The following is a 16,102-nucleotide window of genomic DNA, read 5'->3' on the forward strand; positions in this document are numbered from 1 at the left end:
GCTCACTCCTTGGCTTGTTCTGCCTGTTGGCGCAATCTTTCCGTGGCATCGGCGGGCAAGGTTAGCGCCTCTTGATTACGGGAGATTTCCCGAATATCAGGCGTACCAATCGGCCCTGTGACTTGATAGCGAACCTGTGTAAAGACATCCACAACCGGCGAAATCGCCGTGGTGACGGCCAATACGTAGAGCGCCGTTTGTGGCGTAACAGCAAACGCGCTGAGCACAGGGATCCCAGAGGTAATATCTGGCGTAAAGCGCACATCCGCGTTGACTTGGTTGCTGACCAAGTTAGCGATACCTCTGATAACCATATCACCTGCTAATCCATCCATGCGGATATTATCGGTCACGACCACGCCATTTGTGATCACCGCACGGCCCGTAATGTCATCAAACGCCAGTCCATCTTCGAATACGCCAGAAAAGTCGAGTTGGATTTTGCGTAGAATAGAATCCAAGCTAAATAAGCCCAGCAATTTGCCCGCTCCCCCGACGCCACTGATGTAACCATCTTGGATATCGGCACGGACTTCACCATTTAAACTCGTGATATCCGCTTGCCACGGCAGTCCCCCATAAGAGATATCCGCTTGCGAGGTAAAACGCGCATCTTGGATCCCACCGCTGACCCCAAAGCGCCCCATTAAATCCGACGTGCTATCGCCATTTAACTGTATGGAGAGCGACGTTTGATTACGCTGATCCTCATCGATTAACCAACTGCCGCTTACCGCCGCTTGGTTTTGACCGCTCTCGATAGTCAATGAGGTTAAGTCTATGCCTTCTTCTTGCTTGTCGAGTGATGCAGAAACTCGCCCAAGTCGATAGCCTTGTAGCCATAAATCTTTGATCAATATATCGGTGGATGGCACCGCCGCCAATAGCGCCTTGTCAGCGACAGAGGCTCGGCTGTCCACCGGTGCGAACAGGGGCGCATTAGGATCGTTTTCGGCGGTATCGGCGATCATATTGATATGCCAATGATCGACATCGATCGCTAAGCGTCCTCCCGTCGGCCACTGGGCGCGGCCGCTAAGCTCATTGCTACCGAGTAAGGCGTCCCATCCTTGTGGCTTTTTGCGCACAGCAAGAGACACTTGATTAAACCTCAGTTTGTCGGCATCTAAGCGAGCGATGCGTGCGTTCACTTTAGTGGGCACTGGTAAGGTCGGAAAATCACTTTGCCCTTGTGGCCATTGCGGCGTCACGTCACGCCATAGGTCACGCCACGGCATTATATCTAGCTGTGCCAAGTCAATATCCAACCGATGCCCTTGCGTCGCCAAGAGTGAGGTGGGCTGTTCGCCCACATACCATTGGCTTGCCGTGATCACGGGACGATCGCCTTGGGTATTAATACGCGCTTGATAGCTAACCGCCGGTAACTGAATTCGCCCTTGTAGCCCTTCGCTGTTGCCCGTTGCCGCCAGCGAGGCGCTACCGGTTGACCAACGCGGTTTAGCCAGTGGCGCGGGCAATGTTGACTGCAAAGGCGTGGTGTCGATATCAACACCCAGTTGGTAGTCAAAACCGATGTCATGCAGCGTCAGGCCCAAGGTCGCCTGCCAACGGGCACCACCAGCAAGATAATCCTCGAGCGGTAACGACAGTTGAGCCAGCAAAGGGGCGACGTCCCAGTCCGCATCCAGATTAAGATCCAGCTGATAACCTGCCGCATCGGTTTGTCCGTCAAAATCGACCTTGATGGGCTGGCCCAGCCATTGGGCCGTCAGCGCCCGAGTGCGGATAGTATCATCGTCAAAGCGCAGCCTACCTACGACATTATCCAGTTGCATGGACGGTGCCTGAATCAGCACTTGGTTCCCCGCAAAGCGCACTTCACCTGTGGCGTGCGGCTGACTGCCGTCGAGAGGGATATCGAGCGCTAAATTGGCATCTACCAATCCCTTAACTTGAACATGCGTCAACGCCGCGCCCACTGAGTCGACGAGTGGGGTCGCCAACATATAACGACGGACCGCATCCCCGGTGGCGGATAAATCTGCCGCCAGGGTTAATGTGCTATCCGGCGCCTCCATATCCGCGATATCGGCGCGAACCTGACGGCTGATCGCATCGCCAAGACGTACATGATCGCCCTGAATGGTTAGCCGTGCGTTTTCAAACAAGAGCTCAGCATCCAATTCGGTCAGAGTAGGCCATGCGGTATTAAAACTGAATGCGCCTTGACGCAGCGGCACTCGCGCTTGGAAGACACCGTCATGTTGACGGTAGGGAAACGCATTTAACGCGCCAAACCATAAAATGTCACTGCCTTGCGCCTGCCCGCCTTGAATCGCACGAGAGAGGTAATCGGTGAGTGAATCTGGCATCGCACGGATGGGTAAATAGCGCCACGTTTGGCCTGCATCGTGCACATCGGCGTTAGCATAGAGCGCCAGAAACGGTGAACCTTGTGCAGGAATGTCTAAGCGAAACGCGCCGCGCGCCGCCAAGTCTGCCGCTTGGAGGGCAATCGCATCACTCCAAACCGTCAAAGTATCGCCACGATCCGCCCATTGCACCGTCACCTCCCCATGCTCAAGCGGTAACGGCGCTTGAAAAAAATCACCATAGGGGAGTGATTGTTGCCCTAATGCTAAGGTCGCCTTGCCTTGATGTCCCTTACCGGACACGGTGACATTTAACCCCTCAAAGGCCGGGAAATAGCCCCATTGATTGGCGCGAATGTCAGAGAAAGAGGCTTGATAGCGCAGCGGCGCATCAGGGGACTGACTCATTGCCAGCGTGTCCACCATACCGGTCGGTGAAAGGACGTCTATCAGTTGATGCTGACGGTCAGATTGGCTCAACAATCCAACTAACGGACGTAATGCCGCGATATCAATGTGACGGGCATTCAGCTGCCAGTTGGACACGTTTCCTTGCCAAGATAGCTGATTGAGCGCAGGCAGCGTGGTATCCCCTTGCTGAACCCAAACCCCATCGCTATCCACACGCCATTGCTGATCCTCTCTTGCCTGCAGTTGCACGCGGCTGTCTTTGATCGCCCATTGCTGCGAGGCCCCTTGCTGATCGCGCCACGTCAAAGCCAAGGTATCGACACCCAGCAAGGCATTCGCCACTTGGCCTTTCTCAACCCGCAGCCATGCATTGGCATCTAAGCGCGCATTGTCAATCGTCACTGACGGCGTGAAGCGCTTCATCAGCCACGGTGCCAAATCCATGTTTTCGCTAGCCAGATAAAAATCACCACTGAGCGAGTCCAACCCGTCGGTCTCGGTAAAGGCCGCATTGACGCGAATTTTTTCTAGCTCTGTCCCCGCAATCCCAATGGTGCCTTGCGCATGATGCTGACCATTTTGATTACGCCACAACAAATTATCGATATTAAGCGTCTGCGCCGCCAATGAAGGTGTGACAAGAACAAGACGGGCGTTGGTGACAGAGAACTGGCCAAGGCGAGCTAAAAACAAATCTTCAAGGCGCTCACGCACCCCAGTGCTATCTCTTTTATCGGGCAGTTGACCACTGTTAAAGGTCAGCCCATCGAGAGTAACATGGGAAAACACCGGTTGACGGCGAGATAAGCTCGCAAAGACATCCAGTTGTAGATCAATGTGGTTTGCGGTCAGTAACGGCGGGCTGTTATCACTGGTAGTCAAGGCGACATGATTGAGTTGCAATGACGGCGTAAGGTTGCGCCATTGGCCAGCAATGGTCCCAAGACGCGCGCTAAAGCCCGTTTGCTCGCTAACCCATTGTCGTAGCGGCTCACGCACCATATCCACGTTGGGCAATAAAAAGCGCAAACCGCCAATAAAGACGGCGGTTAACAGAATAAGACTCACGACGCCAGCTAGCAACCAGCGTCCAATTTTCGCGGCCCAGGTCATGGATTACATCATTACTACGTCAAACTGCTCTTGGGTATACAAAGGCTCGGATTTCACCTTTACTTGCTTGCCAATAAAAACTTCAAGCTCTGCGACTAAGTGGGAGTCCTCTTCTACCAAAGCTTCCACCACAGCAGGCGAGGCATATACCACAAATTTGTCGGCATCATAGGCACGGTTCACCCGAGTGATTTCTCTTAGCACTTCATAGCAGACGGTTTCTACCGTTTTCACCGAGCCTCGGCCTTCACACGTTGGACACTCGCCACACAGCACATGTTCAATACTTTCGCGCGTGCGTTTGCGGGTCATTTCCACTAAGCCGAGCTGGGTAAAGCCATTAATGTTGGTTTTTACCCGATCATGACTTAACGCTTGTTCCAGCGAGTGCAACACGCGGCGGCGGTGTTCGTCGGTACTCATATCGATAAAATCGATGATAATAATACCGCCCAAATTACGCAGACGCAGTTGACGAGCAATAGCCCGTGTTGCTTCAACATTAGTATTAAAGATAGTCTCATCAAGGTTACGGCGCCCAACAAAGGCCCCGGTATTGATATCAATGGTGGTCATGGCCTCGGTTTGATCAATGATCAAATAGCCCCCCGACTTCAACTCCACCTTACGTTCCAGCGAGCGCTGGATTTCGTTTTCGGTGTCGTACATATCAAAAATCGGTTGCTGACCATCGTAGTAAGCAAGCTTGCCGGCAAGTTCAGGGACAAACTCTGAGGTGAATTCTTCCAACGTATCATATGCTTGGCGAGAATCGACCCGAATCAAATCCAGCTCGGTGCCAACAAAGTCACGCACAATGCGCTGCGCTAATGCCAACTCGCCATAGAGCATGGATTTTGATTTATACCGTGCGCGCCGCTCTAAGACCTTCTTCCACAACCGTTTTAGAAACGCTGCATCTTGCGCCATTTCTTTATCCGTCGCGCCTTCAGCCGCGGTGCGGATAATAAAGCCGCCCAGCTCATCGCAATAGTCACTGACAATACGTTTTAAGCGACTGCGCTCCTCTTCACTTTCGATACGCTGTGACACGCCAACATGCGACGCGCCCGGCATAAAGACCAGATACCGCGACGGCAGAGTGATGTCCGTGGTCAGACGAGCGCCTTTGGTGCCCAAGGGGTCTTTGACCACCTGAACCACAATGTCTTGTCCTTGGCGTACCAATTCAGAAATATCGCGCACTTGAAATTGCTGCTTCTCATTCTCAGAGACACACTCAGTGTGCGGCACGATATCCGAGGCGTGCAAAAAAGCCGCTTTATCTAAGCCAATATCGACAAAGGCTGCCTGCATCCCAGGCAAGACACGACTCACTTTCCCTTTGTAGATATTGCCTACGATGCCGCGCTTCGCTTCTCGCTCAATATGGATTTCTTGAAGGTTGCCACCTTCGATCATCGCCACCCGCGTTTCGCTAGGTGTGACATTGATTAACAGTTCCGCACTCATGGTTTCCCCGACATCTCAAAAATGGGCCTGACGGTTGTTCAGGCCATAAATTGCTTGAGCAGCTGCTCGGTTTCATACAATGGCAAACCAACGACCGCGTGATAACTGCCGTCGATACGGGTAACAAACTTGCCGCCAAGGCCTTGAATGGCGTAGCCGCCCGCTTTATCCATAGGTTCTTTCGATTGCCAGTACGCGCGAATATCGTCATCGGTCAACTCACGAAACCACACCCGTGTTGTTACCACAGTGGTCACTTGCTTCATCGCATTGGCAACGGTCACCGCCGTCATCACTTGATGCTCACGGCCAGATAGCTGTTTGAGCATACGTGCCCCATCCGCTTCATCGCGCGGTTTTTCCAGTACCTGCTCGCCATCGACGACGATCGTATCGGCGCCTAATACGGGTAAATGACCACCGGTCTTTGCGACTCCCGCACGTGCTTTGTCTTGTGATAAACGAGACACATAAGCATAAGGGGATTCACCGGCTTTTTGCTGTTCTTCAACATCTACCACTACCCGCGAAAAGTTGATGCCCATATCGGTCAACAACGCTTGGCGTCGCGGTGAGCCTGACGCCAGATATAAATCAATGCTCATGAAATCCCTCTAACGAATTGCAAAACGACGACGCACCCGGCGGAGCAGTAAGAAAAGCCAAGGCCACAGTATAAAGTTAAGCACACCTGCCCAGAGCTGCTCTGGATTAAACTGTACGTCAGAGACGAGGTACTCCGCCCAGAACTCGATCAACTTTCCCGCGAGGGTTAACAGCGACAGTAGCAACGCTTGTTGCCAGTAAGACATGTTGCGCAAAAGTTGAAAGTTGAGCGCGACAAGATAGACCAAGATCGCCATCATTAAACCGCGCACCCCTAATGTTGACCCTAACATCAGGTCCCACAGCAAGCCCAGCACGAGTGCCGTGCCAACATTGACCCGGTGCGGCAAAGCCAACACCCAGTAGAAGGTCACCAGCAACACCCACGATGGTCGAAAAGGCGCGAGTTCGCCAGGCCAAGGCGCTGCTTGTAAGATAAGTGCAGCAATAAAAGTCAGCCAAATCACCAGATGACCGCGAAATATTGAATTTGCCACTATTGCGACTCTCCTTTTTCGTTAGATGCCACGGCATCCTCGGGTTGAGAGCCTGCTTGTTCGCTGTCTTGCTCGGGATCCGCTTGCTCAGGCGTCGGCCACACCAACAGCAAATACCGTAGGCGATCAAATTTCACCGCCGGCGTTGCCTTGACCTGAGCAAATGGCCGTTTGTTATCAAACGAAAACTCCGTCACCGTGCCCACCGGATAACCTTCCGGAAAAACGCCGCCCAACCCCGACGTGACCAGCTTGTCACCGACCTTAATATCGGTACTGCTCGGAATGTTGTCCAAGCCGATGTACGCTGTCGAACCCCGTCCGGAGGCAATCACTCGAATGTCATTGCGCATTACCTGAACAGGAATTGCGTGGGTAGGATCGGTTAATAACAGCACCCGACTGTTGTGCGCGCCCACATAGGCAATTTGCCCCACCACACCGTGCTCATTGATCACCGGTTGGCCTTCGTAAACACCATTGGTGCGCCCTTTATCCAGCATCACTTGATGTTTATAGGGGTCGGAGTCGACCGCCATAACCTCAGCGACCATTTTTCGCTCATCGCGAACAAACGGCGAGCCGAGTAACTCCCGTAAGCGTTGGTTTTCGCGCTCTGTTTGCGCTAACAACAACTGATCACTTTCAAGGCGCAATACTTGCGTACGCAGCGCCTCATTTTCGGCCACTAGACGCCGGTGAGATTGAAACTGCGTCACCAACGCATCTAGCGTGTCCCTTGGAACGTTCGACGCATATTGCAGCGGTGCAACCAGTGTATTGAGGAAATAGCGAACGCCAGCAAAGGCGTCAAGACGACTATCAGCCAGCATAAGGCTGACTGATAGTAAGAGAGCGAAAAACAGGCGTAGTTGCAGAGACGGGCCTCTGCCAAACATAGGTTTCATGATGAAAACAACCTGTTTGTTGGCACGATCACCTTAGTCTTCGCTAAAGAGGTCGCCGCCGTGCATGTCAATCATTTCAAGCGCTTTACCGCCACCGCGTGCCACGCAGGTCAATGGATCTTCTGCCACCACCACAGGGATGCCGGTTTCTTCCGTCAGCAAACGGTCCAAATCACGCAGCAGCGCACCACCGCCTGTGATCACCATACCGCGCTCAGAGATGTCAGACGCTAGCTCAGGTGGACATTGTTCTAGCGCGACCATCACGGCTGAAACAATTCCGGTCAGCGGCTCTTGCAGCGCTTCAAGAATTTCATTCGAGTTCAGGGTAAAGCTACGCGGCACCCCTTCAGCGAGGTTACGACCACGCACTTCAATCTCACGCACTTCATCGCCCGGATACGCCGAGCCAATTTCGTGCTTGATGCGCTCTGCCGTCGCTTCACCAATCAAGCTACCGTAGTTACGGCGCACGTAGTTGATGATGGATTCGTCAAAACGGTCACCACCGATACGCACCGATGAGGAGTACACCACACCATTTAGCGAGATCACAGCCACTTCAGTGGTACCACCGCCGATATCGATCACCATCGAACCTGTGGCTTCTGAGACCGGCAGGCCTGCACCGATCGCCGCCGCCATTGGCTCGTCAATCAAATACACTTCACGAGCACCCGCACCGAGTGCTGACTCACGAATCGCACGGCGTTCAACTTGGGTCGAACCACAAGGAACAGCGACCAGCACACGCGGGCTTGGGCGCATATAGCTGTGATCGTGTACCGATTTGATAAAGTGCTGCAGCATTTTCTCAGTCACGTAAAAGTCGGCAATCACACCATCTTTCATCGGGCGAATGGCCGCAATGTTTCCAGGCGTACGACCCAGCATTTGTTTGGCGTCGTGACCCACAGCAGCCACACTTTTTGGCGAGCCCGCTCTGTCTTGGCGAATGGCAACAACAGAAGGCTCATCAAGAACAATGCCTTGGCCTTTTACGTAAATCAGCGTATTGGCGGTTCCCAAGTCAATCGATAGATCGTTGGAAAACATCCCGCGAAGTTTCTTAAACATGATGGTCGGTTAATCCTGCAAGCTGTGAAATCAGACAAATTGAGCTAAATGTATCAACGCGCACGGTAAGCGGCAAGATACGGCGCTGTAAACCTGAATGAGATCTGAGTTTTTTTTCATTGCGCTGTCATTTTGATGATTTTTTCATCGAAAAACATGCCAGCTTCCTATTTTGTCCACTTTGCTATTGCGACATCGGTGCCTCTTGGCAAGAGGGACGGATGACTAATTCGGTCTTCGCATGCTGTGTCGGTGTTGCTTCATAGTAACTGAGGTAACAAGACGGTGCGGGATTATCATGATACACCCACACGTAATCGACGCCGGCTTGGCTGTCATGCGGCTTGGGCAGCCAGCGCTCTTCTTCTTTAAGCACACCAATCAATTGCGGTAAGTCATTGGCTACAGGATACCCAAACTGCACATCAATGGTGACGCCTTCGACCGTCAACGTTCCGCGAGGCTGATCCGCGATATTCGAGGCTTGCGCTTGTTCATAGGTCTGTACCATCACATTATCAATGGCGCTTTTTAGCCCTTTTAACGCCGTTACGTTCGCGTCCGCCTCATAATCATAGAATTTGGGCACCGCAACAACCACAAGCAAACCTAAGGTACACAACAGAAGAATAAATTCGAGCCATGTTCGCCCTGCCTGTTGCTTACGATTCACTTGATTCTCCTCTGTTGTCATCGTTTCCCCCAGCGGCGGCGTTTCTTTTGCGCAGGATGAGGCGACATTTCCGCACCGAGTAAGCGCCCTTGTCCCCCCACGACGCCAAGCTCTTTGACCACCTGCCACTCTAGATCCGTTTCCACACCTACTGCCAAGACGTCGGTGGTAGTGGCTTCACACGCCCCCAGCATACTGCGTAAGTACAATTGGTTTTCAGGGCGCTGATGAATATTACGCACTAAGCTACGATGTAACTTGATATACGCTGGCTGAATATCTTTTACATAGTGAGTGCTCACTACTGTTCGACCAGCTTGGTCGACCACGAGTCGGCACCCTAACGCGGCTATCATTCTCAAACAAGGGCGCGCCGCGTCAAATTGCGCTACTAAGGCACCTTCAGACACTTCCACCAACAAACGATTGAGGATACTTCGGGGTGTTTGCAATAACGCATCACGCAACCAAATCACAAATTCGCGTTGGCAAAGTGAGTGAACACTTACATTTATAGCATAATTGTCGATATGATCAGCGGTTTTTAACCACCACAGCGCACGGCTCACCGTCGCTTTATCAAACACCACATCCATACCGACCAACTCGACCCCAGGCCAGAATCGAGAGGCTTTTAACACCTTGCCATTTTCGTCTTTTATCCGACCTAAAAGTTCATAGTGAAGACGGGTTTTGCCATCCCGCGCATAGACAGGTTGGCGATACAGCATCGGTCCCTCCCCCGCCATCACCGATTCCAACAGCGTACGCCAGCGCACACTGCCGCGTTTGTCTAAGCGGCGAATGTCTTTGTCAAATTGCGACCAGCCACTATGCCCTTCCAGTTGGGCCGCTCGCAGCGCACGCTCGGCTTCATCCATCAAACGACCTCGACGCTCTCCCGCCCCAAATGAGGTCATTCCCATATGGAACCAGTTGTCGGCATCCAGCGTATCTGGCGGGCTAAGCTTGTTAAGTGCGTTGGTAAGTTGAGACAAAAAGGGATGGACTTCTTCCCCAGCTTGGTTAACCAACAGAATGGCAAAATCCGAGGCAAAGTAGCGAGCCAGTACCGCATCAGGAAAACGTTGGATCGCATTCGATAACACACTGCCCATGCCTTGAATCAGCGCATCAGCGCCTTCTTGACCCTGCTGTTCAAGCAAGTCTTCCCAATCGGCGACACGCACTAAAATCAAGCTGCCTTGGCTCGCATCATCGCTGGCTAACGTGTGCAACCGGTTATCAAACATGACCCGGTTCGCCGCCCCAGTCAGCTGATCAAGGAAAGTATTGGTGCGAATAAAGGTATCAAAGCGACTTCGCTCTTGGCGGGCTTCTTTCAATTCCTCAATTAATTGCGTCAATGCAGCACTGGCAGGAATCGGCCACTCGTGAGCATCGCCATGCTGCGCTTCGTCAAGCCTGCCAGCTAAGATTAAGCGCCCTCGCTGCTCCAAGACCTCACTGCCATAAAGCTGGCGGCGTAACCATTGGATCCCCCACGCCAAGCCCAGCACAATCACCAAAATAGCCGCGGAAAGTGACGACAGTGGCCCAATGGAGTAGGCAAACTCTGCATAAGGGGGCACAAAAGTCAGCTTCACAGCAAAGCCGGGATTGTTGGCCAGCGGAATGTCTCGGGTAATCGCTTGTTGCGTGGTCGGGGCTTGATAATGAATTTGTTCGTACTGATAAAGGATGCCCGCATCGGAGTAGATAGTCAGCGAAGTGACATCACTCGCCTTGAGCATTTTAGGCAGCCAACGAGAAAAATACTGGTTGTCCCGTTGCTCGGTGGCCATTTCCTGATCGATCACTTCCACCATGCCATCCACATAGTGTGAGATAAAATCGATACCTAATTGACGAAAGCTAATTGCCCCACCGATAAATAAGACAAAAATGGCACACACCACAATCAGGGTGACAAACGCCACTAATCGATTGGTAAGCTTCATGCCGCTAACTTTGAGGGCGTTGGCTGTTCTTTCCATGATTCTCTGCTGATTCAGGTCGCCTTGATGGTCGAGTAATCGGTATTATCAGGCTTGGTTATCATAATGTGAATGCTTGTCTGACGATTGGTTATCACCTTTTTCACTATTAAGAGGTTTCATGGACTGGATTACCTGCACGCAAAGCTTTATCTGTGTGGTTGAACAAGGCTCTTTGGCACAAGCCGCCACCAAGTTACACACCTCAAGTTCTGCACTGTCAAAGCGGTTAAGCTGGCTTGAGAGCCAGCTGGGCGTGCAGCTGTTAAAACGCACCACCCGAAGCCTATCGATGACCGATGCTGGCGATCTGTTTTATCAACGCGCCAAAGCGTGGGTGGATGATTGGCAACAGCTGGTCAGCGAGACCGCATCCACGTTTGGCGAAGTCAGTGGCATCCTGCGTATCGGTGCGCCATTGGTGACAGGGAACCGCTTCTTGGTCAACTTTATTGCTGAGTTTCTTGAGATCTATCCGAAAATCAAAGTCGAGTTGACCACGCTAACTCCCGGCCAATTGCCCGATCTGAATTTAGATGTGGTGATCAGCCGTGAGCTCGACTACTTCAACTCAGCCAGCTACATCGCCGCCAAGCTGTTTGATTTTCAGCCCGGCTTTTTCGCCGCTCCCAGTTACCTCGCACGTCACGCGCCGATCACCTCACCCACGCAACTGACCGAACACAACGTTCTGCTATATAGCAATTCACACCAACCTCAAGAACGTGTTTTTGAAGACGGAACGCGCTTGCAGTTATCCGGCAACTTTGTCTCTCCCAATCCCGAAGCGCTGGTGAGTGCGGCTGTGATCGGGATGGGGATCATTCTTGGCGGCGCGGGCACCGTCCAAAAAGAGCTCGATCAAGGGTTACTGGTCCCCGTTTTGCCAACCCTGAAACAGCCCCGCACATCTGCCTATGCCTACTATCCAAAGTTGGACTACAACCATACCAAGACCAAATTATTTATCGATTTTATCAAGCAAAAAGTTAAGAACTTGTATATCTGAGGGAATGTCACGGCTTAAAAAGCGATAGCGCATGCGCGGCTTTGCGCGATTTTGGAAAAAGTATTTTATTTTTTGTCTATATATCGATAACAACTGCCGCGCTAAGGTAAGGGTCTTTACTCACCTCACAAAACGGACGCGAGATCCATGTCTTACTACAATCCTAAATATCCCGACACACCGGCACTCAAACGTGCGGCCAAAAAGCGTATTCCCGCCTTTGCCTTTGATTATTTATGTGGTGGATGCCACGACGAAATCGGTCTCGCTCATAATTTTGATCGCTTTAAAGACGTCAAGCTACAGTCTGATCTCTTGGCTCCCACCCCTGACATTGATTTATCCGTTGAGCTCTTCGGCCACCGCTATGCCGCGCCCTTTGGCATTGCGCCTGTTGGCTTACAAGGCTTGATGTGGCCTAAAGCGCCTGAAATCCTTGCCAAAGCCGCACTGGAAGCCAATGTGCCCTACGTACTTAGTACCGTGTCGTCGGCAAGTCTTGAAACCATTGCCGACATTTCTGAGGGCACGGCATGGTATCAGCTCTATAACCCAACCGATGCCAAGATCCGCGAAGATCTGATGGGCCGCATTAAGCGTGCAGGCTACAAGGTTCTCCTTGTCACCGTCGATGTACCAACCTTTGGTTATCGCCCTCGCGACATCAAGAACGGCTTAGCCATGCCACCCAAAATGAACTTACGCAATATTGCACAAATGATGCAATGTCCAAGCTGGTGTTGGCATACCTTGCTGGCGGGGGTTCCGGAAATGCAAACCCTCAAACCCTACATGCCGAAGAACATGCCCACCAGCGAGTTGGCAAACTTTATGAACAATACCGTGATGGGTGCAGTGGATTTTGAAAGCCTGAAAGTGATCCGTGACAACTGGGATGGCCCCTTGATTCTCAAAGGACTGGTCAATCCTGAAGACGTCGCTCAGGCCGTCGCCCTAGGTGCTGATGGGGTAGTGCTATCCAACCATGGAGGTCGTCAGTTAGATATCGGCGAATCGCCGCTCGATACCATTCGCGCTATCGACAAGGCCTATGGGGATAAAATTAAGCTGTTGCTAGACAGCGGCGTACAAAGCGGTGGCAACGTTGCGCAGGCCATGGCCATGGGAGCCGACTTTACCTTACTGGGCCGTACCTTTGTTTATGCGTGCGGCGCCGTGGGGCATCATGGAGGCGAGCACGCGATTGAAATGCTCAAACAACAAATGACGCAAGTCATGGGGCAGCTAAAGTGTCCAACACCGACACAACTGCCACATTTCCTCAAAGCCGGCCCCGGCGTTTAAGTTCATCAGATAAAGAAAAGCCCCGTCACAACGGGGCTTATCGCTTTTCGAGTAAACCGTTTTTTAGAACGGAATATCGTCGTCAAAGTCAGGCAGATCGTTGTACTGCTGCTGAGGTTGCGATTGTGGCTGAGATTGCGGCGCGGCTTGCTGCTGAGGCGGCTGCTGGTTGAAGTTGTTTTGTGGCTGTTGAGGCTGGCCCCACCCACCTTGTTGCTGCGACTGCTGCATTGGCTGACCTTGACCTGGTCCGGCACGGCCACCAAGCATTTGCATGCTGCCGTTAAAGCCTTGCACCACGACTTCTGTTGAGTAGCGGTCTTGACCACTTTGATCTTGCCATTTGCGCGTTTGCAGCTGCCCTTCAATATAAACTTGCGAGCCCTTACGCAAATACTCGCCAGCCACTTCTGCGGTCTTACCAAACAGAACCACGCGGTGCCATTCGGTTTTTTCACGCATCTCGCCAGTGCTCTTGTCGCGCCATGACTCCGAGGTCGCTAGGCTTAAGTTCGCCACTGCACCACCGTTCGGGAGATAACGGATTTCCGGATCATTGCCCAAATTACCAATCAAGATGACTTTGTTTATGCCACGGCTGGCCATAGGTGACTCCCACTCTTGTTACACGCGAAAACATTTTCGCCTACTGGATAAATAAACACGAAGTCTAGCACGAGCGCCCAAGAGGTTCGATGCTTTTCCACGCGATCTGGTTCCAGATTCTGCATTCACGCTACGAACCTAAGAATGGTCATACGCTTACATATACGTAGACAACAAAAATAGTTTAGACTGAATAAAGTCCCCGCGTGAGCGCCTCTCTGCGCTGAATTATGCAATAATACGCACATCGGTGAGCACGCTTTACGTCAGATAAGTAGGAACTTTATGAGCAAGGCAGAAACCACGTCCGATTCTTACACACTGCTTCTCATCTCTCAGCCCAGCATGTCTGTCTCTGCATTGATCGCGTGTTTAGAAAAAGAAATCCGCGGCACCGTTGAACTCGTGAGTCCAGATACGATTCACGAAAAGCTTACCGAGCGTTCTGGGTTAGTCCTGATTGATTTAAGTGCCTTCGACGACACCGCCACCGAGCGTCTTAAACATGCACTCACACCGTATGCCGATCAGCATGTGTTTGCTCTCCTCAATGCCCATGATCTTACCGCGAAGGAATTGGCAAGCTGGCCCTTTATTAAAGGGGTATTTAAGAAAGACGATGAACTAAGCCATCTGTGCTACGGCGTTGAGAAGATGTTCTCGGGAGAATATTGGCTCCCCCGCCACAAAATGGCGGCGCTGATTCACTACTATCAACAGCATTATCAGCAAACTATCGATGAACAAGCCATCGTGCTCACCAACCGTGAGCAAGAAATCTTACGGCATCTGGTCACTGGCGCATCGAATCAAGATATTGCCAATGCGCTTGCGGTCAGCGAGCACACGGTTAAATCGCATTTGTATAATGTTTTCAAAAAGATAAATGTAAAAAATCGCGTACAAGCTGTTTTTTGGGCGAAAAACAACTTATCGTTAATCGGATCGGTCGGGCTCGAACTCGGTCCTGACAGTTACGATGATTAATCGCGAATACATCCTCCCGATCCCAACGGCGCACTCGCGCCGTTTTTGCAATAAGGAAGTCGCAAATGGCCTTTGATGTTTTTAATGGCGATGCCGACGGGCTAACCGCACTGTTACAGTGGCGCCTCGCTTATCCTCAAAACACCACCCTTATCACTGGTGTGAAGCGGGATATTGCGTTGTTGCAACACGTCCCAGTTGAGAGCGAACAGGTCAATGTGTTTGATATCTCGATGGCCAAAAACCGTCCTGCCTTAGAGGCCTTATTGCAGGCGGGAGCCAGCGTTTTTTATGCAGACCATCATGACAGTGGGCCGCTTCCGACCTCGCCGTTATTGGATGCGCACATTCATACTGCATCGAATACCTGTACCGCACTGATTATTGACGCCCTACTCGGTGGCCAATATCGTCATTGGGCGCTCGTGGGCGCTTATGGTGACAACCTGCACCGCAGTGCTGACGCCCTAGTGAAGCAAAGCGAGATCGATGCCGCCACGCGCGACCGCCTACAGCGTTTAGGGGTGTATCTAAACTACAACAGTTATGGTGCCAGTTTGGATGATCTACTCATGCCGCCTGCGGTGCTTTATCGCCACATGGCCGGATTTGAAACGCCTGACGACTTTATGCAAGCCTATCCAGATATCGTGATGGCGCTCGCGGAGGGATACCAAACCGATCGTGCTCATGCAGAACAACTGACTGCCGAGTATGACTATGCCGGTGGTGCCGTCTATCTACTACCCAATGCGCCTTGGGCGCGGCGTATCAGCGGCATGTTCGGCAATCAGCTTGCCAACCAATCGCCCGATAAAGCTCACGCGGTATTAACGCCAACACCGGATGGAGACTGGATGGTTAGCATTCGCGCCCCCTTAAACCGTCCCCTAGGCGCAGTGGCTCTCGCACAACAATTTGCCACTGGCGGAGGACGAGAAGGCGCGGCTGGAATCAATGCCTTGCCACAAACAAAGCTATCCGACTTTGTATCGGCTTTCAGTCGCCACTACCCGTAAGTTTGCTCAGCCTCTTATCTCTGTCTCGCGTGAGCATGGGTGAAGAGTGTGAACTAACGCATATTCATGTCGTCAGAGTCTGGGT

13 protein-coding genes are annotated in these 16,102 nt (G+C 52.0%); 4 read left to right on the forward strand and 9 right to left on the reverse strand.

Annotation, left to right across the window (positions count from 1 at the left end; all coding sequences use genetic code 11):
- Positions 1-2: 2 nt before the first annotated feature.
- From BGK46_RS07615 to csrD, 8 genes are all read right to left on the reverse strand, one after another.
- Positions 3-3,860, reverse strand: coding sequence for a YhdP family protein (locus BGK46_RS07615; RefSeq protein WP_069588166.1), 3,858 nt, complete (start codon positions 3,858-3,860; stop codon positions 3-5).
- A 3-nt stretch (positions 3,861-3,863) separates the two neighbouring features.
- Positions 3,864-5,333 (reverse strand): ribonuclease G, encoded by a 1,470-nt coding sequence (rng, locus tag BGK46_RS07620; protein WP_069588168.1) that lies wholly within the window; start codon positions 5,331-5,333, stop codon positions 3,864-3,866.
- 38 nt (positions 5,334-5,371) lie between these two features.
- Positions 5,372-5,938, reverse strand: a complete 567-nt coding sequence (locus BGK46_RS07625; protein ID WP_069588170.1) for a Maf family protein — start codon at positions 5,936-5,938, stop codon at positions 5,372-5,374.
- Between the two features lie 9 nt (positions 5,939-5,947).
- Positions 5,948-6,436, reverse strand: a complete 489-nt coding sequence (gene mreD / locus BGK46_RS07630) for a rod shape-determining protein MreD (protein ID WP_069588172.1) — start codon at positions 6,434-6,436, stop codon at positions 5,948-5,950.
- A complete protein-coding gene (mreC, locus tag BGK46_RS07635; protein WP_069588174.1) occupies positions 6,436-7,344 on the reverse strand; it encodes a rod shape-determining protein MreC in 909 nt (302 codons plus the stop codon). Before mreC ends, mreD begins: the two co-directional genes overlap by 1 nt.
- Before the next feature lie 33 nt (positions 7,345-7,377).
- Positions 7,378-8,421 (reverse strand): rod shape-determining protein, encoded by a 1,044-nt coding sequence (locus tag BGK46_RS07640; protein ID WP_069588176.1) that lies wholly within the window; start codon positions 8,419-8,421, stop codon positions 7,378-7,380.
- A gap of 184 nt (positions 8,422-8,605) precedes the next feature.
- Positions 8,606-9,094 carry a hypothetical protein gene (locus tag BGK46_RS07645; RefSeq protein WP_136588387.1) on the reverse strand — a complete coding sequence of 163 codons (489 nt, stop codon included), beginning with the start codon at positions 9,092-9,094 and terminating at the stop codon, positions 8,606-8,608.
- A gap of 17 nt (positions 9,095-9,111) precedes the next feature.
- Complete coding sequence (gene csrD / locus BGK46_RS07650) at positions 9,112-11,091, reverse strand: RNase E specificity factor CsrD (protein WP_069588180.1); 1,980 nt, start codon at positions 11,089-11,091, stop codon at positions 9,112-9,114.
- 121 nt (positions 11,092-11,212) lie between these two features.
- Here csrD and BGK46_RS07655 point away from each other — a divergent pair, with 121 nt between their 5' ends.
- Together BGK46_RS07655 and BGK46_RS07660 are read left to right on the forward strand one after the other, a co-directional pair.
- Entirely contained in the window at positions 11,213-12,100 is an 888-nt protein-coding gene (locus tag BGK46_RS07655) for a LysR family transcriptional regulator (RefSeq protein WP_069588182.1), read from the forward strand.
- Positions 12,101-12,247: 147 nt separating this feature from the next.
- Positions 12,248-13,405, forward strand: a complete 1,158-nt coding sequence (locus BGK46_RS07660; protein ID WP_069588183.1) for an alpha-hydroxy acid oxidase — start codon at positions 12,248-12,250, stop codon at positions 13,403-13,405.
- A gap of 63 nt (positions 13,406-13,468) precedes the next feature.
- Here the strand turns inward: BGK46_RS07660 and BGK46_RS07665 are convergent, their stop codons facing one another.
- Entirely contained in the window at positions 13,469-14,011 is a 543-nt protein-coding gene (locus BGK46_RS07665; RefSeq protein ID WP_069588185.1) for a single-stranded DNA-binding protein, read from the reverse strand.
- 285 nt (positions 14,012-14,296) lie between these two features.
- On the opposite strand from BGK46_RS07665, the gene BGK46_RS07670 reads away from it, so the two are divergent.
- Together BGK46_RS07670 and BGK46_RS07675 are read left to right on the forward strand one after the other, a co-directional pair.
- A complete protein-coding gene (locus tag BGK46_RS07670; RefSeq protein WP_069588187.1) occupies positions 14,297-14,998 on the forward strand; it encodes a LuxR C-terminal-related transcriptional regulator in 702 nt (233 codons plus the stop codon).
- A gap of 65 nt (positions 14,999-15,063) precedes the next feature.
- The gene (locus tag BGK46_RS07675) at positions 15,064-16,017 is read left to right on the forward strand and encodes an acetyltransferase (RefSeq protein ID WP_069588189.1); all 954 of its coding nucleotides are present in this window, start codon (positions 15,064-15,066) and stop codon (positions 16,015-16,017) included.
- Positions 16,018-16,102 lie beyond the last annotated feature (85 nt).

It is taken from the genome of Salinivibrio sp. SS2 (genome assembly GCF_001722075.1).
In the GTDB taxonomy this organism is placed as follows: domain Bacteria; phylum Pseudomonadota; class Gammaproteobacteria; order Enterobacterales; family Vibrionaceae; genus Salinivibrio; species Salinivibrio proteolyticus.